This is a genomic window from Streptosporangium sp. NPDC087985 (assembly GCF_044741965.1).
Lineage (GTDB): Bacteria > Actinomycetota > Actinomycetes > Streptosporangiales > Streptosporangiaceae > Streptosporangium.
The window spans coordinates 23050-47893 of sequence record NZ_JBIUTQ010000012.1; the positions used below are offsets into that span (position 1 = coordinate 23050).

The following is a 24844-nucleotide window of genomic DNA, read 5'->3' on the forward strand; positions in this document are numbered from 1 at the left end:
CGCTCAGTCGCGGCTGCGCCAGCGGCTGAGCGCGTGAGCGAAGTTGATCGCGACGATGCCGCCCCAGGCCAGCAACAGCCCCGCCGTGCCCGCGTGACTCGCGGCGATGGCGGTCAGCGGGATGCCGATGCCCATGGAGCCCAGCGCGATCGGGACGGAGGAGTTGCCGCTCTTGCGCGGCTGGGGCCGTTGATCCGGATGGAGCCCCTGGTCGGGGCGGGCTCCGGCATGGTTTATCTCGGCCCGCACACGGGCGGCGATGGTCGCGTCGAGTCGGTCCACGAACGACTCCACCAGCGCGGCCTCGTATTCGGGGCCGAGTTCGCGGCGGGCCTCGACGGTGGCTCGCATGTCCTGTCGGATATCTTGATGATCCTGCACGTGCCGATTATCCGCCCAGATGTGTCTCCCTGCATCAGTCGTTAGGAGGAGATCTGTGCCCACCCGGAGCACGGCGTCTCTCATGGAGATCACCACCCCGCACGGCCCTGCCGTCGCGGAGATCGACGAGGTCGACGACCCGCGGTTCCTGCTGGTGCTCACCCATGGTTCGGGCGGGGGAGTGGACGTCCCGGATCTGCTGGCCGTACGGGAGGCCACGGCGGGGATTGGCGGGGTGGTCGTGCGGGTGCTTCAGCCGTTCCGGATAAGGGGTGCCCGCGCTCCGGGCTCGGCGGCCAAGCAGGACGAGGCGTGGACGGCGCTGGTGGGCGAGCTCCGCAGGCGCTATCCGGGGCTGCCGCTCGTGCAGGGCGGCCGGAGCAACGGAGCCCGGGTCGCCTGCCGCACGGCCCTTGAGGTCCGGGCCGAGGCGGTCGTCGCGCTGGCGTTCCCACTCCACCCGCCGGGCAGGCCGGATCGGTCACGCGCCGGGGAGCTGCGCGCGGCAGGCGTGGACGTGCTGGTGGTCAACGGAGCTCGCGACCCGTTCGGCGTGCCGGGGGCGGCGGACGCCGCGCGCCTGGTGGTGCTGCCGGGAGAGGGCCATGACCTCAAGAAAGACCCCGCCCGGGTGGGCGAGGTCGTAGCGGAGTGGCTCGAGGCGAGGATGCGGCCAGGCTCAGCGTGATGATCAGGCGACGCCGGCCAGCGGCCGGTGCGGCTCGATGACGGCGCCGTCGGGCAGGAGCTCGCCGGTGTCCTCGAAGAGGACCACACCATTGCAGAGCAGGCTCCACCCCTGCTCGGGATGTGCTGCCATCGTGCGGGCGGCTTCGCGGTCCAGCGCCTCGGCGGACGGACAGGACGGCTGGTGCGGGCACATCGGCGTGCCTCCGGATCTCTGTTTGCGGCTCGCTGGAATCGGCATCGGACAGCCGACGGGGCACCGTCACCGATGGGACTCCATTCCCACCAGCGCGGGGGGACGAGCGTCTGTGTTGACATAGGGCCGTGCGCGCCTCGGGCTGGGTGAGGCCCGCACATCAAGCAGATCAAATATGCCATCGGATCGCACCCTCGAACGTGCGATCTGACCGCACGCACAAGTGTGGGATCTGGTCGCACCCGGCGACATAGCCCGTTAGGACTGTTTACGGACGCGGAAAGGGTGAGTTTCTTGGGCCTTGGCGGGGGTGTGACCTACGACACAGCATGCCTCATAGACCGATATCAGGCCAAGTACGACACGCCGTCGGGCCGGTAAACGATCGATTGCATATTCGTGACGCCACTCAGCGACTGGTCAGGCCCGCCAGAAGCGCGTCGAGGCCGAGCTCGAAATCCTCATCGGCCGCCGTGCTGCCCCCACCCCTGGACGGTGGCCGCCACGGCTCGTCGTCCTCGCCCATCGGTTCGGCCCAGCCGGACTGCTGCACCTCCACCGCCACCGCGCCGAAGACGTAGGCGCGCATCGCCCGCACGGCCCGCGCGGCGTCGGGAAGTCCCGCGTCGGCGAGCTGATCGGTCTGTTCCCGCACGGCGATCGCCGCGCGGCCCTTGGCCGGCTTGGTGAGCGCCAGTGCCAGCACTCCGGGGTGCTCTCTCAGTGCGGCCCGGCTCGCCCGGCACCACGCCCTCGCGCTGTCCTGCCAGGTCTCGCCGGGCTCGGCGTGGACGGAGGTGACATGCTCGGCGAGGGCGTCCATGAGGGCGTCCTTGCCGCGCGGCAGATGATGGTAGATGGCCATCGCCTCGACCTGGAGTGCGTCGCCCAGGCGCCGCATCGTCAGCCGCCGCAGCCCCTGGCTGTCGGCGATGTGCAGGGCGGCCTCGATGATGCGCTCTCGGGAGAGCGGGATGGGCGGTCGCTTCGCGGGCATGAGATCATCATGCCAGTCGCACCTTACTGTGTAAAGGCGGGCGCGCCGGAGCGGGCGACACCTGAGTATGTGAGGTGGGAGCGGACCGCGTAGGCTACGGGCTGTGATCTGCCGGGGAATGCCCGGCGATGGGTGAGAGAGGGCAGACGATGGCGTTTTTCCGACCGAGCGTGAGCCGGGAGGCGGAGGTCCGTTACCACGCTGACCAGGAGGTCGGGAAGAGCTTCCCTGAGCTCCTGGAGAAGGCGCGCGCGGGGGAGGTCGCGCTGCGCCAGGTGCAGGCCACCTCGACCTCCCCAGAGGAGCTCCGGGCCGCCGGCCTGGCCTTCGACAGGGCGCTGACCGAGGCGTTGCGCGCGGCCGAGGCCAGCCAGCGGGCGACGTTCGGCGTGAAGTCCTACGACGACCGGATCCGCCGCCGCAAGGGCAGGGCCACCCCGAAGGGCGCCGAGTGGACCGCCGAGGTCGACCGCCTGCGCACTCTCCGCGAGCAGAACCGCCTGACCGGCATCGCCCGCGTCCCGCGTCCGGTCACCGCTGCCGCGCGCTGACCACGCCTCCTGGGCCGAGCGCGTCCTCCCGCACCCACCGCGCACCCACAGCGCGGTGGGTGTTCTTTCTCTCCTCGGCCCTCGCGGCCGCAGCCGGCCTGATCGGACCGGGACAGGGCGGGGCGCCGCCGTGAACAGGCAGGCCGCGGCGGCGCCTCGGGCGTGAGGTTGTCAGCTGGCCCAGTCGAGCAGCGGGCGGGTGTTGCTGGGGTGACGCAGCTTGGAGAGGGACTCCTTCTCCAGCTGGCGGATGCGCTCGCGCGTCAGGCCGAGGTGCTTGCCGATCTCGTCGAGGGTGTGGGGCTTGCCGTCGACGAGGCCGAAACGCAGGGCCATGATCTTGGCCTCTCTGGGGGAGAGGTTGCCGAGCACTCCTCGGAGCTGCTCACCGAGGAGCTGCCGGTCCACCACCTCCGAGGCCTCGGGTGAGTCGATGTCCTCGATGAGGTCGCCGATGGTGGTCTCGCCATCCTCGCCGATCGTGGCGTTGAGGCTGATCGGCTGGCGGCTGGTGCGGAGTAGTTCCTCGATCTGGTCGGGGGTCTTGTCCAGCTCGACCGCCAGCTCCTCGGGCGTGGGTTCGCGTCCGAGACGCTGGTGCATGTCGCGCTCGATGCGAGACAGCTTGGAGAGCATCTCCAGCACGTGGACGGGCAGGCGGATGGTGCGGGCGGAGTCGGCGAAGCCGCGCTGGATGGCCTGGCGGATCCACCACATGGCGTAGGTGGAGAACTTGTAGCCCTTGGTGTAGTCGAACTTCTCCACCGCGCGGATCAGGCCTAGGTTGCCTTCCTGAACCACATCGAGCAGGGCCATGCCGCGGTCGGTGTACTTCTTCGCGACCGAGACGACCAGGCGGAGGTTGGCCTCCAGCATGTGGTCCTTGGCGCGGCGGCCGTCCTCGGCCACCCACTCCAGGTCGTCACGCATGACGGCGGACAGGCCCGGCTCGGCCTCCAGCTTGGCCTCGGCGTACAGGCCCGCCTCGATCCGCTTGGCGAGCTCGACCTCCTGCGCGGCGGTCAGCAGCGTGCGGCGGCCGATCGACTTGAGGTAGGTGTGCACCGAGTCGCCCATGACCGAGGACTGGTCGTCCAGGTCCACGATCGGTTCGGCATCCAGCTCGGCCTCGTCGGGAGCGGTCCACTCCTCGTCGTCCACCTCAAGCTTGACGTCCTTGACGTCCTTGACCGTGGTCTCGGTGCGGGCGGTCGCCGTCTTTCCCTCGGGCGTGGCCTTCTTCCGCGGCGTGGCCTTCGGCTTGCGGGCGGTGGTCTTGGCCGCCGGCTTCTTGGCCGGGTTCGCGAGCGCGGGCTCGTTCTCTGCTGCCAGATTGACGCCCGCCTCGGTGAGCTCCCGCAGGATCGACCTGCCCTCGGCCGGGCTGATCCCCGACTCCGCGAAGGCGAGACGCAGCTCCGCGAGTGAAAGGTGACCCTGGACTCGCCCTCGGTCAATGAGCCGATCAAGGGTCGTCGGGGCCTCAGGTGAGGCCGCAGCGGCGGTTTGGGGCACGAGGACACCTCCTCCAACACGGAGTCGTCTGTTTACAGATTGTTGGGGGTGAGGCGACAAGGGAGCCGCTCTGCGTACCCGTATCAATAACCCCATCCAAGAACTTTCTGTTCCCGACTGACGGGGAAAACCTGATGGGTGGATCGTCGTAGCCCCGATCCACCCTCTCCAGACGTCTGATACGGCTATTCGGTGACGTCCACGGCGCCTTCGACCGCCGGCATGGGCAACGGCTCGGCATCCTGCAGGCGCTGTTCGGTCCAGTAGTGCGTGACCTTCTGCGGGTCGGGGTTGACCTCCCTGGAGACCACGTAGTCCTCCGCCGGCGGGACCGTCTCCGGGGACGGCTGGGCGTCGGGCGTGCTCTGGGGGGCCGGTGTGTCCGGGGAGGCGGGCTGGTTGCCCTCCACGGCGGGGACGACGGGGTCCTGGCCCCTGCTGATCCCGCCCGCCGAGGCCGCCGCCGCGACGGATATGCCGCCGGCGAGGATCACGCTGACGATGCCTGCGGAGACCCATGTCCTGCGGGTGACGTGCATCGAGCTCCTCCTTCCTGCTTCGGCTGTCTCTTTGACGTGCGGAAGCACCTCATGGTTCCCGTTGAAGACCATAACGGAGGCCCGCAAGATCCGGCTTACCGTTGGGCAGAAGTGGTATTTCGGGCAGGACGATCAGCTCGGCGGGGGCGGCGTAGGGGGGCAGCCGTTCCTTGGTGAAGGCGCGGAGCTCGGCCAGGGACGGGGGGGAGGGGGAGACGACGACGGCGACCACCCGCTCGCCCCATTCGGGGTCGGGACGGCCGACCACGACGGCGTCGACGATCGCGGGATGCTCGGCCACGATGGCGGCCGCGGCCGCGGCGACGACCTTCTCGCCGCCGGTGTTGATGACGTCGTCGGCCCGGCCCAGGATGCTCAGCCGTCCGTCGGTCAGCGTGCCGAGGTCGGAGGTGAGGAACCAGTCACCGTCGCGGGCGGCACCGGTGAGGTCGGGGCGGAGCCGGTAGCCGGAGAACAGCATGGGGCCGGCGATGCGGATCCGGCCGTCGTCACCAATCTTGAGATCTACATTGTAAAGGGGGTGGCCGTCGTAAACGCACCCACCGCAGGTCTCACTCATGCCGTACGTGGTGACCACCCGTGCGCCGGCGGCCCGCGCCGCCGTCAGCAGGTCCGCGGGAGCGGCTGCGCCGCCGAGCAGGATCGTCTTGAAAACCGACAGGTCCGCGGAGAGCAACCGGCGGAGCTGGGTCGGCACCAGCGAGACGTGGTCGGCGCCGCTGGCGAGCACCGCCTCCGGGGAGAAACCGTCGTGCACGATCGGCTCGGTCTCGCTCAGCAGTGATCTGACCAGCACCTGCAGCCCCGAGACGTGGGAAGGCGGCAGGCAGCAGAGCCAGCGCTCGCCGGGCCGGGCGTCCAGGCGGCTCAGCGAGGCCGCGGCGGAGGCACGCAGGGCGGCGGCCGAGAGCTGGACCCCCTTGGGGATGCCGGTCGTGCCACTGGTGGCGATGACCACGGCCACCTCGGGGGAGACCCCCACGCCGTGCTCCCGCCGTACCCCGTTCACGTGAGTGGGGCGCAGCGCGTCGAGTGTGGCGCGCAGAGCCCGCGCGGGCAGGGCGGGGGAGAGAGGCAGCACGGCGGGGCCTCGGCCGTCGAGCGCCGCGGCGACGGCCGAGAACAGCCCGGGCCCGGGCGGCAGCACGACGGCGTTCAGTTCCCGCTCAGGGGAAGGCTGCTCCGGGTGCGCGGAACCTGTCATCACAGTCGTAAGGTTAGTGCCGACAACCCAGATGACAGCCGGGGAAGGGCCCTGGCGCGGCTGAGAGGGGCGAAACGATCGTGAGCACGGAGCGGGTCGAGCCGGACACGAGTGAGCGAGTGGCGAGCGAGGCGAGCCCCGTGCCGGCGAGCGTTCAGGTGCGCGCCGCGGACTGGAAGCGCTCGGGCGACTACGAGGACATCGTCTACGAGACCGCCGAGGGCATCGCGAAGATCACGATCAACCGGCCGGAGCGGCACAACGCGTTCCGCCCGACGACGCTCTTCGAGCTCAAGAACGCCTTCAACGTCGCCCAGGAGGACTCCGAGATCGGTGTGATCATCTTCACCGGGGCGGGGGACAGGGCCTTCTGCTCCGGGGGCGACCAGAAGATCCGCGGCAACGACGGCTACGTCGACAAGTCCACCCCGCACGTGGGCCGGCTCAACGTGCTCGATCTGCAGGTGCAGATCCGCCGCTGTCCCAAGCCGGTCATCGCGATGATCGCTGGCTACGCCATCGGCGGCGGCCACGTGCTGCACGTCTGCTGTGACCTGTCCATCGCCGCCGACAACGCGGTCTTCGGCCAGACCGGTCCCAAGGTCGGCTCCTTCGACGGTGGCTACGGCTCCTGGCTGCTGGCCGAGACCGTCGGCCTGAAGCGGGCCCGCGAGATCTGGTATCTGTGCCGTCAGTACGACGCGCAGACCGCCCTGGACTGGGGCCTGGTCAACACGGTCGTCCCCCTCGAACGGCTCGAGGAGGAGACGGTCTCCTGGGCCCGGGAGATGCTGGAGAAGTCACCGCTGGCGCTGCGCATGCTCAAGGGCGCGCTGAACGCGGTGACCGACGGGGCCGCGGGCATGCAGCAGTTCGCCGGTGACGCCACCCTGCTCTACTACATGAGCGAGGAGGCGCAGGAGGGCCGTGACGCCTTCAAGGAGAAGCGTGCCCCCGAGTTCGGCAAGTTTCCGCGCAGGCCGTGACGAGCCAGCCGTAATGATGCAGACGGGGGCCGATCCCCAGGCCCGCCGTCCCAGGACGGACGGGGCGGTTTCGGCGCCCCGTAAGACGGAGTCACCCGCCCGGGTGCGACGGCTAGAGGAGGCAGTGCGGTGAATCCCGCCACCGCGCTCGCGACGGTACTGGTCGATGAGCTCGTGCGCTGCGGCCTTACGGACGTGGTGCTCGCGCCCGGCTCACGCTCGGCTCCGCTGGCCCTGGCCGTGCACGCCGACAGCCGGATCCGGCTGCACGTGCGCATTGACGAGCGCTCGGCCTCCTTTCTCGCGCTGGGCCTGGCCCGGCGCAGCGAGCGCCCGGTCGTTCTGATCTGCACCTCCGGCACCGCGGCGGCGAACTTCCACCCGGCGGTCATCGAGGCGCACGAGTCGGGGGTGCCGCTTCTGCTGCTCACCGCCGACCGGCCGCCCGAGCTGCGTGACACCGGGGCCAGCCAGACCATCGACCAGATCAAGCTGTACGGCACGGCGGTCCGCTGGTTCAGCGAGGTCGGTGTGCCCGAGGACCGTCCCGGTCAGGTCGCCTACTGGCGATCGCTGGCCTGCCGTGCCTACCAGCGCTCGCTGGGGCCGTCCGATCCCGGCCCGGTCCATCTGAACGTGGCCTTCCGTGAGCCGCTGATCCCGGACGGCGACGTCTCCTGGTGCGAGTCCCTGGAGGGCGACGCCGGTGGGCCCTGGGTCCGGGCGCGGGTGGCGCCTCCGTCGGCGGCGCTGCACCTGCCGCCGACCAGGCGAGGGGTGCTGGTCGTCGGGGACGGGGCGTCCAACGTGCGCAGATACGTCGCGGCGGCGGGCATGGCCGGATGGCCGGTGCTGTCGGAGCCGCAGGGCGGCGCCCGTTACGGCGACCACGCCATGTCGGCCTACCACTTCCTGCTCGGCACCCCCGAGTTCGCCGACCGGCACCGGCCCGAGCTGGTGGTCACCCTGGGGCGCCCCGGCCTGTCCCGGCCGCTGCTGAACTGGCTGAGGCATGCCGGCGAGCACATCGTGGTCGCTCCCGACCTGACCCGCTGGCCCGATCCGACCCGCTCGGCCACCCAGGTGGCCCAGGCGGTGGAGATCCCGGTCGCGGCCGGGGACGACGCCTGGCTGCACTCGTGGCGTCGTGCCGACGGCGCAGCCAGGGCCGCGATCGACGAGGTGCTGGACGGTGCCGGGCTCAGTGAGCCGCGCCTGGCCCGCGACCTGGTGGACCTGCTGCCCAACGGGTCGCTGCTGTTCTCGGCCTCCTCCATGCCGATCCGCGACCTCGACCAGGCGATGCGCCCCCGCCGGGGCCTGCGGATCCTGGCCAACCGGGGCGTCGCCGGGATCGACGGAGTGGTGTCCACCGCGATGGGCGCGGCACTGGCGCACAACGGCCCCGCCTACGCCTTGATGGGTGACCTGACCTTCCTGCACGACCAGAACGGCCTGATTCTCGGTCCCCGCGAGCCCCGCCCCGACCTGTGCATGGTCGTCGTGAACAACGACGGTGGCGGGATCTTCTCACTGCTGCCCCAGGCCGCGCTGCGCGACCCGTTCGAAAGGGTCTTCGGCACCGGGCACGGGGTGGACCTGGCTCACGTGGCCGCCTCCACCGGCACGCCGTACACCTTCGTCGACGACCCCGACCAGCTGTCCAAGGCACTGCGCGGGGAGGGGCCGCGGATCGTCGAGGTCCACACCGACCGGGAGTCCAACGCGGTGCTGCACGCCATGATGCGGGACGCGGCCCACGCCGCGACCCGGCAGGTCATGTGATGTTCACGGCGCGGGGTGGCCGGGGAGATGGCCACCCTGTCCGCCAAGGCCTGGGCTGCGGGATCGCGCGCAGGCGGTGACCTGTGCCTTCCGTCACGGTCTGGCAGCAGGGCGGGAAAAGCCTGAGCGACGGAATAGGGTGGCGGTCATGCATGTCGATGAATGGCTCCAGGCGATTTCCCCAGTGTGGATCTGCGCCCTGGTCGGGCTGGTGATCGGGCTGGAGAGCCTGGGCATCCCACTGCCCGGGGAGATCGTTCTGGTCAGTTCCGCGCTGCTGGCGGCGCAGGGTGTGGTCAATCCGGTGTGGGTCGGGATCTGCGCCAGTGCCGGGGCCATCGTCGGTGACTCCATCGGCTACGCCATCGGCCGTAAGGGTGGAAAGCCCATGTTCGACCGGCTGGGCCGCAGGTTCCCCAAGCACTTCGGCCCGTCCCACATCGGCAAGGCCGAGCGCTACTTCGAGCGTTACGGCATGTGGACGGTGTTCTTCGGCCGGTTCATCGCCCTGTTGCGCATCCTGGCCGGCCCGCTCGCCGGAGCCCTCCGCATGCCGTACTGGAGGTTCCTGATCGCGAACGTGCTCGGTGGGATCGCCTGGGCGGGGGGGACCACCGCGATCATCTACTACCTGGGGATGGTCGCGGAGAGGTGGCTGCGGGGCTTCTCCTGGGTGGGGCTGGTGCTCGCGGTGCTGTTCGGAGTCGCGACCACGCTGTTCGTCAAGCGCCGGGCCGGCAGGATGGTCGGTCAGGAGGCCGAGCAGGAGGTCGCCGCGGAGTGACTACCAGACCTGGGGATGTGCGGCCCGGGTCGATGCGGTCACGGTGAGGGGGTATCACTCGTCGTGAAGGGAAGCGTCATGCGACCTGAGCCCACTCTGACCGCCCACGAATCGGTGGCGTCCTACAGCACTTACGAAGAGGCCCAGAGGGCCGTGGACAGCTTGGCGGACCAGCGGTTCCCGGTTGAGCACACCATGATCGTCGGAGTCGATCTCCGGCTCGTCGAAAGGGTGCTCGGACGGCTGACCTACCTGCGCGCGGCCGGGATGGGTGCCGCGACGGGTGCGTGGATCGGCCTGCTGATCGGCCTGTTCCTGGCCATCTTCACCCCCGGGCGGTTTCCCTTCCTCCTGGTCCTGTGGGCTCTGATCTGGGGAGCCATCGCCGGAGCGATCTTCGGGCTGATCGGTCACGCGATGACCGGCGGCAAGCGGGACTTTCTGTCCTCCAGTTCGATAGTCGCCAACCGCTATGAGGTGCTGGTCGCGGCCGACCACGCGGTCGAGGCGCGCAGACTCCTCAACATCGGCACCCCGCACACGTCCCCGTTCTAGGGGAACGGCCGGGTGACGGGAGAAGGCCTCCGGCGGTCCGGCCGTCGTCGGGGAGGCCCGTACCCGCCGGACACGCGGTTTGCGACGGGACAGAACTACCAGGTCTGAGGATGTGGTGAGCGGGCCGGAGGACGAGTGTCGGCGGTACGGCCCACACTGGAGGTCAGCATGGCTAGAGCTGTCGGGATCGACCTCGGTACCACCAACTCGGTGATCGCTGCTATGGAGGGCAACCAGCCCACGGTCATCCCCAACGCCGAGGGGTCGCGGACGACGCCGTCGGTGGTGGCCTTCACCGAGCAGGGAGAGCGCCTGGTCGGGCAGCTGGCCCGGCGCCAGGCCATTCTCAATCCCAAGGGGACGATCTACTCGGCCAAGCGGTTCATCGGGCGCCGTTACGACGAGGTCACCAGTGAGATGAACGCCGTGTCGTTCGACGTGGTGTCCGGGCCGGACGGGGCTGTGCGTTTCCAGATTCACGGCAAGCTGTACGCGCCGGAGGAGATCGCCGCGCAGGTTCTGCGCAAGCTTGTCGACGATGCGGCGAAGTTCCTCGGGGAGAAGGTCACCGAGGCCGTCATCACCGTGCCCGCCTATTTCAACGACTCCCAGCGGCAGGCGACCAAGGATGCCGGGAAGATCGCGGGCCTGGAGGTGCTGCGGATCATCAACGAGCCGACCGCGGCCGCCCTCGCCTACGGCCTGGACCGTCAGCAGAACGAGACAGTTCTCGTCTTCGACCTGGGTGGCGGAACGTTCGATGTCAGCATCCTCACCATCGGCGACGGCGTCGTCGAGGTGCGGTCGACCTCGGGCGACACCCACCTGGGCGGTGATGACTTCGACCGGCGCATCGTCGACTATCTGGCCGATGAGTTCCACCGGGACACCGGTATCGACCTGCGCAACGACCCCCAGGCGCTGCAGCGGCTGTTCGAGGCGGCGGAGAAGGCCAAGGTCGAGCTGTCCTCGGTCGCCCAGACGCAGATCAGCCTGCCTTTCGTCACGGCGGACGCCTCGGGCCCCAAACATCTGAACACCACGCTCAGGCGGGCGACGTTCGAGGAGATCACCGCCGATCTCCTGGAACGCTGTAAGGGGCCGGTCAAGCAGGCGATAGCCGACGCCAAGCTCACCTCCGACGACATCGACGAGGTGATTCTGGTGGGCGGCTCGACCAGGATGCCCGCCGTGCAGAACCTGATCCGCCGGATGACCGGTGGCAAGGAACCGAACATGACGGTCAACCCCGACGAGGTCGTGGCGCTGGGTGCCGCGGTGCAGGCGGCCGTCATCAAGGGTGAGGTGCAGGACGTCGTCCTGCTGGATGTGACGCCGCTCTCGCTCGGTATCGAGACGCTGGGCGGGATCATGACCAAGGTCATCGAGCGCAACACGACGATCCCGGCCCGCCGTACCGAGGTGTTCAGCACTGCGGAGGACAACCAGAGCGCTGTCGACGTCGTGGTGCTCCAGGGGGAGCGTGAGCGCGCGGCCGACAACCGGGTGCTGGGCCGGTTCCGGCTGGAGAACATCAGGTCCGCGCCGCGTGGTGAACCCCAGGTGGAGGTGACCTTCGATGTCGACGCGAACGGGATCGTGAACGTCTCGGCCAAGGACAAGGACACCAACGCCGAGCAGCGCATCACCATCAGCGAGAGCTCCAACCTTGACCAGAGCGAGGTCGAGCGGATGGTCGCCGATGCCGAGCGGCACCGTGACGAGGATGTGCGGCTGCGGCAGGTGGTCGACGCGCGGAACGAGCTTGACAGTGCCGCCTACCAGGTGGAGCGGCGGTTGACCGAGCTGGGGGGCGCGGTGCCCGTCCATGAGAAGGCGCGGGCCGAGATGCTGGTGAACGATGCCCGTGAGGCGGTCAAGCGGCAGGACACGCCGGTCGACCGGCTCCGGTCCCTGGCCTCGGAGCTGCAGCAGATCTACCAGAGCCTCGCCGTCGCCTCCGCTGGCCGGCCCGCGGGGGCCGCCCAGGGTGCTCCGGGGGCTCAGGGTGCCCCGGGTGGCGGTGCGGGCGGGGACGACGTCATCGACGCGGAGTTCACGACCGATGAGTGAGCCATCCGAGCGAGAGGAAACCGTTCAGGAGGGCACCGGGGGTGTTCCTCCGGACGCGGCCGAGTGCGAGGCCCGTATCGCCGATCTGGAGGACCGGTGGCGGCGGGCTCTGGCCGACACGGACAACCTGCGCAAGCGGGTCAGCCGTGACGCCGACCGGGTGCGGGCCGAGGAGCGGGCGCGGGCGGCCGCCGAGTGGCTGCCCGTGCTGGACAATCTGGAACGCGCGCTGGAACACGCCGGAAGCGATCCGTCCTCCATCATCGAGGGGCTTCGGGCGATCCGGGACCAGGCTCTGGATGTGCTCGCCCGGCTGGGGTTCGCGCGCCGTGACGACGCCGGCGCGCCATTCGATCCGGCCAGGCACGAGGCGGTGGCCACGCTCGCGCAGGAGGGGGTGCCCGAGGGGACGATCCTGCACGTGGTACGGCCGGCCTACGGAGACGGCGAACAGCAGCTGCGGCCGGCGCTGGTCGTGGTGGCCAAGGAGGGATGATGGCCACCGCGACCCGTGACTTCTACGAGAGTCTCGGGGTGCCGAGAGGCGCGAGCCAGGAGGATGTCCAGCGTGCCTACCGCAAGCTCGCGCGGACCTATCATCCCGACGTCAACAAGGATCCGGGTGCCGAGGACCGCTTCAAGGAGGTTTCGGAGGCCTACAGCGTGCTGTCCGACCCCGAGACGCGCCGCCGCTACGATGCGTTCGGCGCCGACTTCCGCCAGGTGCCCGAGGGGGTGGACCCGGATACCTGGGCGCGCGCCAGAGCCGGGCGGGGCGGACGGGGCAGGCGGGCCGGAGCCGGAGCCAGTCCGGGTGGCCGGCCGGGTTTCGGGGAGAATGTCGATTTCGAGGATCTCCTGGAGGGGCTGTTCTCCGGCCGGGCGGGCCGGGCGGGCCGGGGCTGGGGGCCGATCCCCGGTGCCGACCAGGAGGCCGAGATCGGGCTGACCGTGGAGGAGGCCTACCGGGGCGGGCATCGCTCGATCACCGTGGGAGGCCGCCGGATCGAGGTCAACATCCCGGCGGGAGTGACCGACGGGCAGCGCATCCGGCTGGCCGGGCAGGGCGGCCGGGGAAGTGAGGGCGCCGCCGCGGGAGACCTGTACCTGATCGTCAGGATCATGCCGCACTCCCGCTACCGGGTGGAGGGGCGCGACATCCACGTCCAGCTTCTGGTCGCGCCCTGGGAGGCGGCGCTCGGCGCGTCCGTCGCCGTCGACACCCCGGGTGGCGAGGCCAAGGTCAAGGTTCCCCCCGGGACCTCCAGCGGCCGGAGGCTGCGGCTGCGCGGCCGGGGGATGCCGAATCCGCGGGGCGTTCCGGGAGACCTGTTCGCCGAGGTGCGGATCATGGTTCCGCACCCGGTGTCGGACGAGGAGCGGCGGCTGTTCGAGCAGCTCGCGTCGGTCTCGGCCTTCGACCCGAGGGGGCGGCGATGACCCGCCCGTCCCGGGGACATGAGTGGCCCGTTCCGAGGAGGCGGCGATGACGATCTACGCTCTCACCCGGCCCCGGCGGCTGGACCTGGAGTCGTTCGCCCGGGCCACCGGGACGCATCCGGACCTGGTGCGGCGCCTTGTCGCCCTGGGCGTGCTCGACGCGGAGTGCGACGCGGCCGGGGCCCTGTGGTTCCCGCCGTCCCAGCTGCACGCCATGGCGCGGATCCAGCGCCTGCGCGCCGGGTTCGCGCTCAACTACGCCGCGCTCGGCCTCGTGATGGATCTGCTCGACCGCATCGCGCAGCTGGAGGCGGCCCAGCGCGGACGTTCCCGCACGGCAGGAGGATCGCAATGGACGTGAACCAGCTGACCCAGAAGTCGCAGGAGGCGCTGCACGACGCGCAGACCAAGGCCCTCCGTTTCGGGCACAACGATGTCGACGGGGAACATCTGCTGCTGGCGCTGCTGGAGCAGCCGGACGGCCTGATCCCTCGCCTGTTCGTCCGGGCCGATGTCGACCTGGAGCGGCTCGTCGCCGATCTGGAGGCCGAGCTGAGCCGCCGGCCCCGGGTCAGCGGACCCGGGGTCGACCCCGGTCAGGTCCGGGTGACCCAGCGCCTGTCGCGCCTGCTTGAGGCGGCCAAAAGGGAGGCCGACCGGCTCAAGGACGAGTATGTCTCGGTCGAGCACCTGCTCATCGCCCTGTTGGAGGAGGGCAGTGAGACCGCCGCCGGGCGGCTGCTCCATCAGCAGGGGCTGACCAGGGACGCCTTCCTCCGGGAGCTCACCGCGATCCGCGGTCACCAGCGGGTCACCTCGGCGATGCCCGAGGTCGCCTACGAGGCGCTGGCGAAGTACGGGCGAGACCTGGTCGCCGACGCCGCCGCGGGCAGGCTCGACCCGGTCATCGGGCGCGACGGCGAGATCCGCCGCACCATCCAGATCCTGTCGCGCAAGTCCAAGAACAACCCGGTCCTGGTCGGCGACCCCGGGGTCGGCAAGACCGCCATCGTCGAGGGTCTCGCCCAGCGGATCAACAACGGTGACGTGCCCGAGGGTCTCAAGGACAAGACGGTCTTCAGTCTCGACATGGGCGCGCTCGTGGCAGGGGCGAAGTACCGGGGCGAGTTCGAGGAACGTCTCAAGGCCGTGCTCACCGAGGTGGTGGCGGCGGAGGGGCGGATCCTGCTCTTCGTCGACGAGCTGCACACGGTCGTGGGCGCGGGCGCGGCCGAGGGGGCGATGGACGCGGGCAACATGCTCAAGCCCATGCTGGCGCGCGGCGAGCTGCACATGATCGGGGCGACGACCCTGCAGGAGTACCGCAAGCACATCGAGAAGGACGCCGCCCTGGAACGCCGGTTCCAGCCGGTGATGGTCGACGAGCCCTCGGTCGAGGACGCCGTCTCGATCCTGCGCGGCCTGCGTGAGCGGCTGGAGGTTTTCCACGGGGTGACCATTCAGGATGGGGCGCTGGTGGCCGCCGTCGTGCTGAGCCACCGCTACATCTCCGACCGCTTCCTGCCGGACAAGGCCATCGACCTGGTGGATGAGGCCTGCGCGATGCTCCGGACCGAGATCGACTCGATGCCCGCCGAGCTGGACGGACTCACCCGCAGGGTGATGCGGCTGGAGATCGAGGAGGCGGCGCTGGCCAAGGAGGAGGACCTGTCGAGCGTGGCCCGTCTGGAGGAGCTGCGTAAGGAGCTCGTCGACCTGCGGGCCGAGGCCGACGCCATGCGGGCGCAGTGGGAGGCCGAGCGGCAGGTGCTGCGCAACGTCCAGTCCCTGCGCGAGGAGCTGGAGCGCGTGCGCGCCGAGGCTGAGCGAGCCGAACGCGACTACAACCTCAACCGTGCCGCCGAGCTGCGCCACGGCAGGCTGCCGGAGCTGGAACGGCGCCTGCTGGCCGAGGAGGAACGTCTGCGTGCCAAGCAGGGGGCCGGGCGGCTGCTGCGCGAGGTCGTGACCGAGGACGAGATCGCGATGATCGTCTCTCGGTGGACGGGCATCCCGGTGAACCGCCTGCAGGAGGGGGAGCGGGAGAAGCTCCTGCATCTGGACGAGATCCTGCACGAGCGGGTGATCGGTCAGGATGAGGCGGTGCGGCTGGTGGCCGACGCCGTGATCAGGGCCCGCTCCGGTATCAAGGACCCGCGCCGTCCGATCGGGTCGTTCATCTTCCTGGGACCGACGGGGGTGGGCAAGACCGAGCTGGCCAAGGCGCTCGCGGCGGCGTTGTTCGACACCGAGGACAACATGGTCCGCATCGACATGAGCGAGTACCAGGAGCGTCACACGGTCAGCCGTCTCGTCGGCGCTCCTCCCGGTTACGTCGGCTACGACGAGGGCGGTCAGCTCACCGAGGCCGTACGGCGCAAGCCGTACTCGGTGGTGCTCTTCGACGAAGTGGAGAAGGCGCACGCCGATGTCTTCAACACGCTGCTGCAGGTTCTGGACGACGGGCGGCTCACCGACGCGCAGGGCAGGACCGTCGACTTCCGTAACACCATCCTCATCATGACCTCCAACCTCGGCTCCATCTACCTCCTGGAGGGGGTCACGCCGGGAGGGGAGATCAAGCACGACGCCCAGGAGCAGGTCATGGCGGAGCTGCGCTCGCACTTCCGTCCCGAGTTTCTCAACCGCGTCGACGACATCGTGATCTTCAAACCGCTCACGCCGCAGGAGATCGAACGCATCGTCGAGCTGATGTTCGGCGAGCTGCGGGTGCGGCTCGACGAGCGGGGGATACGGCTGGAGGTCTCCGGCCAGGCGCGCGCGTACATCGCCGAGCGGGGATACGACCCGGTGTACGGCGCGCGGCCGCTGCGCCGGTTCATCGCCAGGGAGGTCGAGACCCGTATCGGGCGTGCCCTGATCACCGGCGATGTGCACGAGGGCGGCGTGATCCGGGTGGAGCTGGCCGAAGGAGAGCTCGTGGTCACCTACGGATGAGGAGAGACGAGCATGCCGACAGATATCGTGCGATGTAGGAACTGCGGGCAGAAGAACAGGGTGCCGGCGGTCGCGCCGAGCACCCCGCGCTGCGGTAAGTGCCATCAGCCGCTTCCGTGGGTCGCGGTGGCCGGGGACGACGACTTCGCCGAGGTGGCCGAGGGCTCGGCGGTCCCGGCGGTCGTGGACTTCTGGGCGGTGTGGTGCGGGCCCTGCCGGATGGTCGGTCCGGCGCTCGACCGGATCGCCGAGGACCTCGCGGGCAGGGTGAAGCTCGTCAAGGTCGACGTGGACCGGTCGCCCAAGCTCTCCGAGCGCTTCGCCATCCGCAACATCCCCTATCTGATGGTGATGAGCGGCGGCCGCGTCGTGGCCGAGAGGGCGGGTGCGGCACCGGCCGCTGAGCTCCGCACCTGGGTGGACGGCGTGCTCGCGTCGGCGGGACCGGGGAGCGGCTGAGATGGAGACGTTCGCGGAGACACCCGATCACCATGGGGCCTTTCCCCGGTTGAGCGACGAGCAGATCGCCAGGCTCGCGACCCACGGAGCCCGGCGGCCCGCCCGGACGGGTGACGTCCTGCTCCGTGAGGGCGAGAGCAGCTCCGACTTCTTCGTCATCCTGGCGGGGAAGGCGGCCGTCATCCAGGACGAGCGGGTCGCGAGGGTGCACGGGCCGGGCCGTTTCCTCAGTGAACTTGGGATTCTCACCGGCCAGAAGGAGTTCACGACGGTGGTCGTCTGCGAGGCCGGCGAGGTTCTGGCGGTCCCCGCCTGGCGCCTGCGGCAGATCGTCGTCCACGATCCGGAGCTGGGGGATCTGATCCTGCGGGCCTTCATGGTCCGCCGGTCGATGCTCATCCGCACCGGGGCCGGGCTGAGGATCATCGGCTCTCGCTACTCGCCGGACACCCGCCGGTTGCGGCAGTTCGTCGCCCGTAACCGGCTGCCGTGCCGGTGGATCGACCTGGAGGAGGACAGGGAGGCCGAGGCGCTGGTGCACAATCTCGGCATAGCGGCGGCCGAGACGCCGGTCGTGATCCTGGGCGGGAACCAGGTCCTGCGTAATCCCAGCAACGCCGGACTGGCCCGGGCCATCGGCCTGCCGGTGCCGTCGGTGCCGGAGGACGTCTTTGATCTCGTCATCGTGGGAGCCGGACCGGCGGGCCTGGCGGCCGCGGTGTACGGGGCGTCGGAGGGGCTGCGCACCGTGGTGCTCGACGCGGTCGCGACCGGTGGGCAGGCGGGCACCTCGTCGTGCATCGAGAACTACCTCGGTTTCCCCTCGGGGATCTCCGGCGGAGAGCTCGCCGAGCGGGCCGTCATCCAGGCCAGAAAGTTCGGCGCGCATTTCGGCATGCCCGCCGAGGTCGTCTCGATCGAGCGGCAGGCCGAGCACTACGTCATCGGGCTCCGCGACGGGCCGCCGATCGAGGGCCGCACGATCGTCGTCGCCACCGGGGCACGCTACCGCAAGCTCGACGTGCCGCGGCTGGAGGACTTCGAGGGCAACGGCGTCTACTACGCCGCGACCCTGGCTGAGGCCGGGCTCTGCCGAGGTGAACCGGTCATGGTCGTGGGCGGCGGGAACTCGGCGGGGCAGGCGACGATCTTCCTGTCCGAGCACGCGGTGTCGGTGCGCCTGCTCATCCGCGGTGATGACATCGCCAAGGACATGTCGCGCTATCTCGTCGACCGGATCGAGAGTAATCCCACGGTGGAGGTGATGCTCCACACCGAGGTGCGTGAGCTCGTCGGCACCCGCTCACTGAAGGGCGCCGTCGCCGAGGACACGCACACCGGGGAGCGGTTCCGCCTGGACACGCGGGCCATGTTCGTCTTCATCGGCGCCGATCCCTGCACGGCCTGGCTCGCCCCCGAGATCGCCCTCGACGACAGGGGATTCGTCCGCACCGGCTTCCCCGACGGGTTGCCCCTGGAGACCAGCCTGCCGGGCGTCTTCGCGGTGGGCGACGTCAGAAGCCAGTCGACCAAGCGGGTCGCCTCGGCCGTGGGAGAGGGCTCCATGGCGGTCCGGTTGGTGCACGAGCACTTCGCACGTCAGGCGGAGCCGGAGCCCCGCTGATCCGGGTGGATGCTCTCCTGTACGGCGAGCCGGGCCAGCTCGACACGCGAGTGGATGCACAGCTTGCGGAAGACCTGGCGCAGGTGGAAGGCGACGGTGTGCTCGCTGATGAACATCTGCTCTGCGGCCTGCCGGTTGGTCAGCCCCTGGGCGACGAGGTCGCAGACGGCGCGCTCGGTGCCGGTGAGGCTGGCCCACCCCGATACGGGATGCTCGGTCCGGATCCAGTGGCGGCGCCGCTCGCCCAGCAGGCGCAGCCGCCCCCGTACGCGCGCCGCGTCGCGGATCGCGTCCACCGACGCGTAGCAGGAGAGCGCGCTGTTGAGGCTGTCGACGGCCAGGCCGCGGGCGTCGGCGTCCGCGCTGAGCAGCACGCCGAGATCCTCCGCCGCGGAGGCCCGGGCCCACGGGTCGGCGTGCTCGGCCACGGCGAGGCCCAGCGCCTCCGGATCGCGGTCGCGCAGGCCGCGGGCGTGAGCGGCGGCCACCGAGAGGTTGGGCAGCCGGGGATTGCGCCAGGCGATGCCTTCGGCCGCGTCCACCACGGCGTCGGCCCGGCGCTCGTCCCGTACGGCCATCGCCACCCGCACCAGCCACGCCGCGGCCGTGGGCTCGCTGGTCAGCGCCCCGGTGTGCCGGGGCAGCGCGTCGTAGACGCGGCTGAGCGAGCTCATCCCGCTCGCCGCTCCGCCGCGCGCCTCACTGATCCGCCCGGCCGTCAGCTCCGACCGCAGCCGTGCGTACGGCGGTGCGCCCCGCGCCCCCCTGGCCTGATCCTTCTCCAGGTACCTGATCGCCCGGGGCAGGTCGCCGGCCCGCAGCGACGCGGTGCCCAGCACCGACAGCGCCGAGGAGGCGAGGGCGGGGGCGCCCATGGTGTCGGCGGCGGTCAGCCCGGCCTCGGCCTGCTCGATCGCCCTGCCGAACCGGCCGGCGGCCAGGTCCAGGCGGGCGCGCAGGACGGGGATCTCGGCGCTCCAGACGGGCTGTCCGGCGGCCTCCTCCTCGGCACTCGCCAGCATCGTCTCCGCCTCGTCGAGCAGCCACAGATCGGTCAGCATCGTGGTCAGGACCGCCTTCGGCTGCGGGTGGTGCCCGCTGCCCGGCAGTTCCGCGGCCTCGCGGGCCAGGTCCAGTCCGCGTGAGAGCATGCCCTCGTCCCACGCGATCAGGGACAGGGCCACGAGCGCATCGGCGGCGGCACCGTCCGCGTGCTGCTGCCCGGGAGCCGGCCGGCCGGGCGGGTTCCGTTCGATCTGATGGTGCAGCGCCTGCCGTACCGGTGCGGGCACGGTCTCGACGATCGACCGCCACACCAGCTCGTGCCGGAACGCGAGCTCGTCGGGTGTGGCGATGAGCACGCCGGCCGCCAGCGCCTCCTCCAGGGCGGGGAGCAGCGCGGCCGGGGTCTCGCCGAGCATCTCGGCCGCGTACGCCGGGGAGAACGAGCGCCCGAGCACCGCGGTCGCCTCCAGCAGGTACCGGGTCTTGGTGCTCACCTCGCCGAGGCGTCGCCGGACGGCGCTGTGGACTCGCTGGGGGAGCGCCGTCCCGGTCAGCTCGGCGAGACCCGAACCCATCCGTACGGCGCCCTCCTCCCGCAGCCCGGTCAGGAGTTCGAGGAGCAGGAACGGGTTGCCGCCTGCCTGGGCGGACAGCGCCGCCAGCCTCTCTCCGGGGGCCGCGTTCAGGGCGTCGGCGACGACCTCGGCCACGGCGTCGTCGTCGAGCGGGCGCAGCGTGATCCGGGTGGCCCCCTCCGCCTCCAGGAGATCGAACAGCCGGTCGCAGCCGCCGTGGCCCGAAGTGCTGCGGCGGGCCAGGAGCCAGGCCAGCGGCCGGGACGCCAGCCGCGACGGCAGCGCCCGCAGGGCCATGAGTGTGGCGGGGTCGGCCCACTGGAGATCGTCCAGGGTCACGAGCAGCGGTCCTTCCCCCGCCCGCCTCTCCAGTGCGGTCCGCACCTGCTCGGCCAGCCACATCAGCAGCCCCGGACCGTCGGGGAAGTTGCTCCTGACGACGGTCGGCGCGGCCGGCGACTCCTCCAGGGCCCCGAGTAACGGCCCCAGTGGCATCAGCCGTCCCAGCTCGTCGGCCCGGCCGGTCGCCACCGCCGTCCCCCGTGAGGCCGCGATGGCCGCCGCCTCCGCGAGCAGCAGGCTTTTACCTATTCCCGGCTCGCCCTCCACGAGCACCACGTTGCCGGTCGTGTCCGCGACGGTCTCCAGCGACTGGAGGATCGCCGCCCACTCAGGCCCCCGGCCGCGCATCGTCTTCTCCCGGATCTGGGGTCATGGGTTCAGCTCTCTGTCCGATGATTTCTGACGCCACGTTCCGGGGGGCGGAACACTCCATCGGAAGAACTACCCAGGTTGATGCCCTTTTTATGAACTTCATCCTCAAAAGGTTGATTAAGAGGGCCGGTCCGTCCCCGCGCCCGGCATGGCGCCTGCCCGCGGGTCCGGACTCCAGAGCCGCTATCCGGGTGGACGGCCGGCCGGCGTAGTAATCTGCCGGTGCTCGGATGTCGTCACCGGTACCGGGGCTCCGAGATTACCTATTGAACATGTAGGAAATTAGGGTAAATTGATGGTCGGGTCACACGAAGGAGCCGCCATGAGCCCGGAACCGGGGGCCGCGAGCCCGCTGCGCACCGCGGTCAACGCCGCGCGCTGGATCCGCTCCGCGGCCGTGGACGGTGAGCGGGGACGGCACTGGCAGGCCAATCCCGACGTGCGGGGCCGGTCCGCCCTGCCCGGTCAGCCTCTGTCGCTGTACTCCGGCGCGGCCGGCATCGTCCTGTTCTTCCTCGAGCTCGCCGCCGCCACCGGAGACGACGGCTACCTCGACGACGCCGTCGCCGGAGCCCGCTATCTGGCAGCCACCTGGCGGGAGCAGGCCGATCTCTCCCTCCACCACGGCCTGGCGGGGGTGGCGTTCGTGCTCGCCGAGGCGGGGTGGGCCACCGGCGAGAGCTCCTTCGAGGTCGAAGCCGGGACTGTCGCCGACCACATCGTGCGGAGCGCCCGCCCCATCGACGGCGGCCTCGGCTGGACCGGTGATCCCGCCCAACGCGGCGACGGCGGGATCATTCTGGGGCTCCTGCACGCCGCCGGGATCCTCGGCGTCCCCGCCTACCAGGAGATCGCCGTCGAGGCGGGCAGGCGCATCGCCTCGCTCGCCGTACCCGGCCACCGGTTCGGTGACGGGGCCTGCGCCGACCTGCCGCTGGACGCGGTCACACCCGGCTTCCTCTCCGGTACGGCGGGCACGGCCTTCCTGCTCGCCCGCCTCTACGGCCTGACCGGACAGGCCGGTTTCCTGAAGGCCGCCAGGAGAGGCGCCGACTTCGTCCGGGCGATCAGTGTCGTGACCAAGCGATGCGCGATGGTCCCCCACCACCTCCCGCAGGGTCGCGACCTGCACTACCTGGGGTTCTGCTCCGGCTCCGCGGGGGTGGCGCGCATGTTCTACGAGCTGTACCGGGTGGCGGGCGACGCCGGAGACCTCGACTGGGTGGAGCGGCTGGCCAGGGGGATCGTCCGTAGCGGCACCCCCGGCCGCCGGACGGCGGGTCACTGGAACGTGGCGTGCCAGTGCTGCGGCGCAGCCGGTCTGGTGGAACTGTCCGTGGGGCTCTGGGCGGCGACCGGCCATCAGGACCACCTGGATTTCGCCCACGAGCTGGGGGCGGACCTGATCGGCCGGGCCACCCGGCACGACGGGCAGGGCTCCCGGTGGTACCAGGCCTATCGCCGGCTGCGGCCCTGGGAGGTCACCGCCGACACGGGATACATGGTCGGCGCGGCGGGGATCGGGGCGGCGCTGCTCCACCTGGACGCCGCCACCCGTCCGCAGGAGGCCCGGCGGCTCATCCTGCCGCCGGATAACCCGTTCCCGGCCATCCCACTGCCCGCCGCGACGCTCCGCCGGCCGTGAGCGCTGCGGGACGTCCCCCGCCCGGCCGATCCGCGCGCGCCGATAACCTGTCGGGATGGCTGCGCCGTACCTCACGTTGGAAGACGTCATCGAGCACGAGATCGAGATCAAGCGATCACGGTTCATCTGCGCGCTCGCCCCGGCGGTCTCGGAGGAGGCGGCCAGGGAGTTCGTCGCCGGGCGCAGGCGGCTGTACGGCGACGCCACGCACAACTGCTCCGCCTACGTGATCGGTGGGGATCGGCTGGTGCAGAAGGCCGACGACGACGGAGAGCCCGGCGGAACCGCCGGGACCCCGATGCTGGAGACGCTGCTGCGCCGCGGGCTCGGCGACGTGGTGGCAGTGGTCACGCGCTACTTCGGCGGGGTCAAGCTGGGCGCGGGCGGCCTGGTCCGGGCCTACGGCTCGTCGGTCGGCAAGACGCTGGACCTCGCGCCCCTGGTCGGGATGGTGCCCGCCAGGGTCATGTCGGTGACCGTGGACCACGTCCAGGCGGGGCGGCTGGAGAACGACCTGCGTGTCTCGCCGTACGAGGTCAGGGAGGTCGTCTACGGCGCCGAGGTCGGCTTCCGGGTCGCGGTGCGGGAGGCGGACCTGGCCGCCTTCCCCGACTGGATCGGCACGTTGACGGCGGGCCGGGCGGAGGTCGAGACCGGAGAGACGGTCTATCTCAGGAAGACCTGACCGCTGCCTGCCACGGTGCGCACCCACGGCAGGAAGACCGTCTTCCGCGGAACGACGCATCCGGGGCCGCCCCCTTGCGGAGGCCGGCCCCGGCGACGGTATGAAGGTGTCTCAGCCCTCCAGGGCGTACTGCATCACGCGGAACTTGGCCTGGGCTTCGGCGAGCTCCGCGGCCGGCACGGAGTCGCCCATAATGCCGCAGCCGGCGAACAGCCGGGCCCGCGGGCCCGCGATCTGGGCGCAGCGCAACGCGATGCCCCACTCACCGTCACCCCGGGCGTCGATCCAGCCGACCGGACCGGCGTAACCGGCGCGGTCCATGCCCTCCAGCTCGCGGATGACACCAAGTGCGGTATCCGTGGGAGTGCCGCCGACGGCGGCGGTCGGATGCATGGCCGCCACCACGTCGAGGACCGAGGCGCCGGCCGACAGCCGCCCGGTCACCGGACTGGCCAGGTGCTGGACGTTGGACAGGACCAGAAGCTCGGGCTCCTCGGGCACCTTCAGCTCCGAGCAGAGCGGGCCCAGAGACTCCCGGACCGACTCCACCGCGCAGGTGTGCTCGTAGCGGTCCTTCTCCGAAGCGAACAGGGCGGCACCGCGTGCCTCGTCGTCCGCCCGGTCGGTGCCCCTGGAGACCGTTCCGGCCAGCACCAGAGACTCGATGGTCTCGCCGGTGTGCCGGACCAGCAGTTCGGGAGTGGCGCCGACCAGGCCGGCGCAGGAGAAGGTGTAGCACTCCGGATAGCGACGGGCCAGACGCGACAGCAGCAGGCGGACGTCGATCCCCCGCTCGGCCGTGGCGGTCAGGTCGCGGGCGAGCACGGTCTTCTCCAGGCGGCCCGACCTGATCCGCTGTATGGCGCGCGACACGGCGTGCTCCCACTCGGGGGCGGTCAGGCTGCCGTCGCCGTAGCGGATCCTGCCGGGATCGCGGAGCGGGGTGATCAGATCGAGTCGCTCCTCGCCGAGAGTGGTCAGCCAGGCGCGGCCGTCGCGGCGGGCGAGGACCACCTGCGGGACGATGAGGACCGAGCCCTGGGCGTCCGGATCGAAGGTGAACGAGCCGAAGGCCACCGGACCCGAGCCGGGGGCAGCCACCTCGTCGTCGACGTGGGCCTCGCTGAAGATGGACGACAGCCAAGCACGGGCCCATTCGAAACGCAGGGGACCGGGTGGCACGTCCACCCGCGCGGCCTCCCCCCAGGCCACCAGACCCTCACCATGCCTGATCCAGGCGTAGGGGGCGGCCTCGGGAAGTCGCGTGAGCAGGTCGCCGGGGTCATCGACGAGTGTGGTTTTCACCACGAGGGGGCGGGTTAATCCGAGCGCGACACTCACCGGAATACTCTATGCGGGAAACTGAACGTGTTCGACGGCTATTGCCTAGTCCGCACAGCCGCCACACTCTGTCAAGAAAACCATGACACGCGGTCAACGGAGAGCGCCCGGCTGTCCTGCGGTG

At 70.7% G+C, this 24844-nt stretch carries 23 protein-coding genes; 15 read left to right on the plus strand and 8 right to left on the minus strand.

Going from position 1 to position 24844, the window contains the following annotated elements; translation table 11 throughout:
* Positions 1–3 precede the first annotated feature (3 nt).
* Positions 4–351, minus strand: a complete 348-nt coding sequence (locus tag ACIN94_RS21280; protein WP_400708524.1) for a hypothetical protein — start codon at positions 349–351, stop codon at positions 4–6.
* 112 nt (positions 352–463) lie between these two features.
* Between ACIN94_RS21280 and ACIN94_RS21285 the strand changes: the two genes are divergently transcribed.
* Positions 464–1069, plus strand: a complete 606-nt coding sequence (locus ACIN94_RS21285; RefSeq protein ID WP_400708822.1) for an alpha/beta family hydrolase — start codon at positions 464–466, stop codon at positions 1067–1069.
* A gap of 3 nt (positions 1070–1072) precedes the next feature.
* Here ACIN94_RS21285 and ACIN94_RS21290 read toward each other — a convergent pair whose 3' ends face one another.
* Positions 1073–1264, minus strand: a complete 192-nt coding sequence (locus tag ACIN94_RS21290) for a DUF5999 family protein (protein ID WP_012890661.1) — start codon at positions 1262–1264, stop codon at positions 1073–1075.
* 409 nt (positions 1265–1673) lie between these two features.
* Positions 1674–2261 (minus strand): TetR/AcrR family transcriptional regulator C-terminal domain-containing protein, encoded by a 588-nt coding sequence (locus tag ACIN94_RS21295; RefSeq protein ID WP_400708527.1) that lies wholly within the window; start codon positions 2259–2261, stop codon positions 1674–1676.
* A gap of 149 nt (positions 2262–2410) precedes the next feature.
* On the opposite strand from ACIN94_RS21295, the gene ACIN94_RS21300 reads away from it, so the two are divergent.
* Entirely contained in the window at positions 2411–2812 is a 402-nt protein-coding gene (locus tag ACIN94_RS21300) for a hypothetical protein (RefSeq protein WP_400708529.1), read from the plus strand.
* A 171-nt stretch (positions 2813–2983) separates the two neighbouring features.
* Here ACIN94_RS21300 and ACIN94_RS21305 read toward each other — a convergent pair whose 3' ends face one another.
* The 3 genes from ACIN94_RS21305 to ACIN94_RS21315 form a co-directional block, all read right to left on the minus strand.
* Positions 2984–4327: an RNA polymerase sigma factor gene (locus ACIN94_RS21305; RefSeq protein WP_400708531.1), complete on the minus strand. Its 1344-nt coding sequence runs from the start codon at positions 4325–4327 to the stop codon at positions 2984–2986.
* 185 nt (positions 4328–4512) lie between these two features.
* Positions 4513–4866, minus strand: a complete 354-nt coding sequence (locus tag ACIN94_RS21310) for a hypothetical protein (protein ID WP_400708533.1) — start codon at positions 4864–4866, stop codon at positions 4513–4515.
* Between the two features lie 49 nt (positions 4867–4915).
* A complete protein-coding gene (locus tag ACIN94_RS21315; protein ID WP_400708824.1) occupies positions 4916–6091 on the minus strand; it encodes an AMP-binding protein in 1176 nt (391 codons plus the stop codon).
* A gap of 158 nt (positions 6092–6249) precedes the next feature.
* On the opposite strand from ACIN94_RS21315, the gene menB reads away from it, so the two are divergent.
* The 11 genes from menB to ACIN94_RS21370 all read left to right on the plus strand — a co-directional run bounded on the left by menB (position 6250) and on the right by ACIN94_RS21370 (position 18755).
* Complete coding sequence (gene menB / locus ACIN94_RS21320) at positions 6250–7077, plus strand: 1,4-dihydroxy-2-naphthoyl-CoA synthase (protein WP_400708826.1); 828 nt, start codon at positions 6250–6252, stop codon at positions 7075–7077.
* Positions 7078–7206: 129 nt separating this feature from the next.
* Positions 7207–8862, plus strand: a complete 1656-nt coding sequence (gene menD / locus ACIN94_RS21325) for a 2-succinyl-5-enolpyruvyl-6-hydroxy-3-cyclohexene-1-carboxylic-acid synthase (protein ID WP_400708535.1) — start codon at positions 7207–7209, stop codon at positions 8860–8862.
* 148 nt (positions 8863–9010) lie between these two features.
* Positions 9011–9646: a DedA family protein gene (locus ACIN94_RS21330; protein WP_400708537.1), complete on the plus strand. Its 636-nt coding sequence runs from the start codon at positions 9011–9013 to the stop codon at positions 9644–9646.
* 78 nt (positions 9647–9724) lie between these two features.
* The gene (locus ACIN94_RS21335; protein ID WP_400708539.1) at positions 9725–10201 is read left to right on the plus strand and encodes a general stress protein; all 477 of its coding nucleotides are present in this window, start codon (positions 9725–9727) and stop codon (positions 10199–10201) included.
* Positions 10202–10369: 168 nt separating this feature from the next.
* Complete coding sequence (gene dnaK / locus ACIN94_RS21340) at positions 10370–12274, plus strand: molecular chaperone DnaK (RefSeq protein ID WP_400708541.1); 1905 nt, start codon at positions 10370–10372, stop codon at positions 12272–12274.
* The gene (locus ACIN94_RS21345; RefSeq protein ID WP_400708543.1) at positions 12267–12770 is read left to right on the plus strand and encodes a nucleotide exchange factor GrpE; all 504 of its coding nucleotides are present in this window, start codon (positions 12267–12269) and stop codon (positions 12768–12770) included. Before dnaK ends, ACIN94_RS21345 begins: the two co-directional genes overlap by 8 nt.
* Positions 12770–13714, plus strand: a complete 945-nt coding sequence (locus ACIN94_RS21350) for a DnaJ C-terminal domain-containing protein (protein WP_400708545.1) — start codon at positions 12770–12772, stop codon at positions 13712–13714. The genes ACIN94_RS21345 and ACIN94_RS21350 overlap by 1 nt, the downstream gene beginning before the upstream one ends.
* A gap of 46 nt (positions 13715–13760) precedes the next feature.
* Positions 13761–14075 carry a chaperone modulator CbpM gene (locus ACIN94_RS21355; protein ID WP_400708547.1) on the plus strand — a complete coding sequence of 105 codons (315 nt, stop codon included), beginning with the start codon at positions 13761–13763 and terminating at the stop codon, positions 14073–14075.
* On the plus strand, positions 14066–16672 hold the full coding sequence (gene clpB, locus ACIN94_RS21360; protein WP_400708549.1) for an ATP-dependent chaperone ClpB: 2607 nt from the start codon (positions 14066–14068) through the stop codon (positions 16670–16672). The genes ACIN94_RS21355 and clpB overlap by 10 nt, the downstream gene beginning before the upstream one ends.
* A 12-nt stretch (positions 16673–16684) precedes the next feature.
* Entirely contained in the window at positions 16685–17131 is a 447-nt protein-coding gene (gene trxA, locus ACIN94_RS21365; protein ID WP_400708551.1) for a thioredoxin, read from the plus strand.
* A 1-nt stretch (position 17132) separates the two neighbouring features.
* Entirely contained in the window at positions 17133–18755 is a 1623-nt protein-coding gene (locus tag ACIN94_RS21370) for an FAD-dependent oxidoreductase (protein WP_400708553.1), read from the plus strand.
* On the opposite strand, the gene ACIN94_RS21375 is transcribed toward ACIN94_RS21370, so the two are convergent.
* Positions 18731–21025 carry an AAA family ATPase gene (locus ACIN94_RS21375; RefSeq protein WP_400708555.1) on the minus strand — a complete coding sequence of 765 codons (2295 nt, stop codon included), beginning with the start codon at positions 21023–21025 and terminating at the stop codon, positions 18731–18733. The genes ACIN94_RS21370 and ACIN94_RS21375 overlap by 25 nt on opposite strands.
* 346 nt (positions 21026–21371) lie before the next feature.
* On the opposite strand from ACIN94_RS21375, the gene ACIN94_RS21380 reads away from it, so the two are divergent.
* The gene (locus ACIN94_RS21380) at positions 21372–22694 is read left to right on the plus strand and encodes a lanthionine synthetase LanC family protein (protein ID WP_400708557.1); all 1323 of its coding nucleotides are present in this window, start codon (positions 21372–21374) and stop codon (positions 22692–22694) included.
* Between the two features lie 55 nt (positions 22695–22749).
* The gene (locus ACIN94_RS21385; RefSeq protein WP_400708559.1) at positions 22750–23379 is read left to right on the plus strand and encodes a YigZ family protein; all 630 of its coding nucleotides are present in this window, start codon (positions 22750–22752) and stop codon (positions 23377–23379) included.
* Positions 23380–23490: 111 nt separating this feature from the next.
* Here the strand turns inward: ACIN94_RS21385 and ACIN94_RS21390 are convergent, their stop codons facing one another.
* Positions 23491–24720, minus strand: coding sequence for an isochorismate synthase MenF (locus tag ACIN94_RS21390; RefSeq protein ID WP_400708561.1), 1230 nt, complete (start codon positions 24718–24720; stop codon positions 23491–23493).
* Positions 24721–24844 lie beyond the last annotated feature (124 nt).

Bases quoted from the DNA above. Each gene is read 5' to 3' on its own strand.
- ACIN94_RS21280 (WP_400708524.1), bottom strand. From the start codon at position 351: ATGCGAGCCACCGTCGAGGCCCGCCGCGAACTCGGCCCCGAATACGAG.
- ACIN94_RS21285 (WP_400708822.1), top strand. From the start codon at position 464: ATGGAGATCACCACCCCGCACGGCCCTGCCGTCGCGGAGATCGACGAG.
- ACIN94_RS21290 (WP_012890661.1), bottom strand. From the start codon at position 1,264: ATGTGCCCGCACCAGCCGTCCTGTCCGTCCGCCGAGGCGCTGGACCGC.
- ACIN94_RS21295 (WP_400708527.1), bottom strand. From the start codon at position 2,261: ATGCCCGCGAAGCGACCGCCCATCCCGCTCTCCCGAGAGCGCATCATC.
- ACIN94_RS21300 (WP_400708529.1), top strand. From the start codon at position 2,411: ATGGCGTTTTTCCGACCGAGCGTGAGCCGGGAGGCGGAGGTCCGTTAC.
- ACIN94_RS21310 (WP_400708533.1), bottom strand. From the start codon at position 4,866: ATGCACGTCACCCGCAGGACATGGGTCTCCGCAGGCATCGTCAGCGTG.
- ACIN94_RS21315 (WP_400708824.1), bottom strand. From the start codon at position 6,091: ATGACAGGTTCCGCGCACCCGGAGCAGCCTTCCCCTGAGCGGGAACTG.
- ACIN94_RS21330 (WP_400708537.1), top strand. From the start codon at position 9,011: ATGCATGTCGATGAATGGCTCCAGGCGATTTCCCCAGTGTGGATCTGC.
- ACIN94_RS21335 (WP_400708539.1), top strand. From the start codon at position 9,725: ATGCGACCTGAGCCCACTCTGACCGCCCACGAATCGGTGGCGTCCTAC.
- dnaK (WP_400708541.1), top strand. From the start codon at position 10,370: ATGGCTAGAGCTGTCGGGATCGACCTCGGTACCACCAACTCGGTGATC.
- ACIN94_RS21345 (WP_400708543.1), top strand. From the start codon at position 12,267: ATGAGTGAGCCATCCGAGCGAGAGGAAACCGTTCAGGAGGGCACCGGG.
- ACIN94_RS21350 (WP_400708545.1), top strand. From the start codon at position 12,770: ATGGCCACCGCGACCCGTGACTTCTACGAGAGTCTCGGGGTGCCGAGA.
- ACIN94_RS21355 (WP_400708547.1), top strand. From the start codon at position 13,761: ATGACGATCTACGCTCTCACCCGGCCCCGGCGGCTGGACCTGGAGTCG.
- clpB (WP_400708549.1), top strand. From the start codon at position 14,066: ATGGACGTGAACCAGCTGACCCAGAAGTCGCAGGAGGCGCTGCACGAC.
- trxA (WP_400708551.1), top strand. From the start codon at position 16,685: ATGCCGACAGATATCGTGCGATGTAGGAACTGCGGGCAGAAGAACAGG.
- ACIN94_RS21370 (WP_400708553.1), top strand. From the start codon at position 17,133: ATGGAGACGTTCGCGGAGACACCCGATCACCATGGGGCCTTTCCCCGG.
- ACIN94_RS21375 (WP_400708555.1), bottom strand. From the start codon at position 21,025: ATGCGCGGCCGGGGGCCTGAGTGGGCGGCGATCCTCCAGTCGCTGGAG.
- ACIN94_RS21380 (WP_400708557.1), top strand. From the start codon at position 21,372: ATGAGCCCGGAACCGGGGGCCGCGAGCCCGCTGCGCACCGCGGTCAAC.
- ACIN94_RS21385 (WP_400708559.1), top strand. From the start codon at position 22,750: ATGGCTGCGCCGTACCTCACGTTGGAAGACGTCATCGAGCACGAGATC.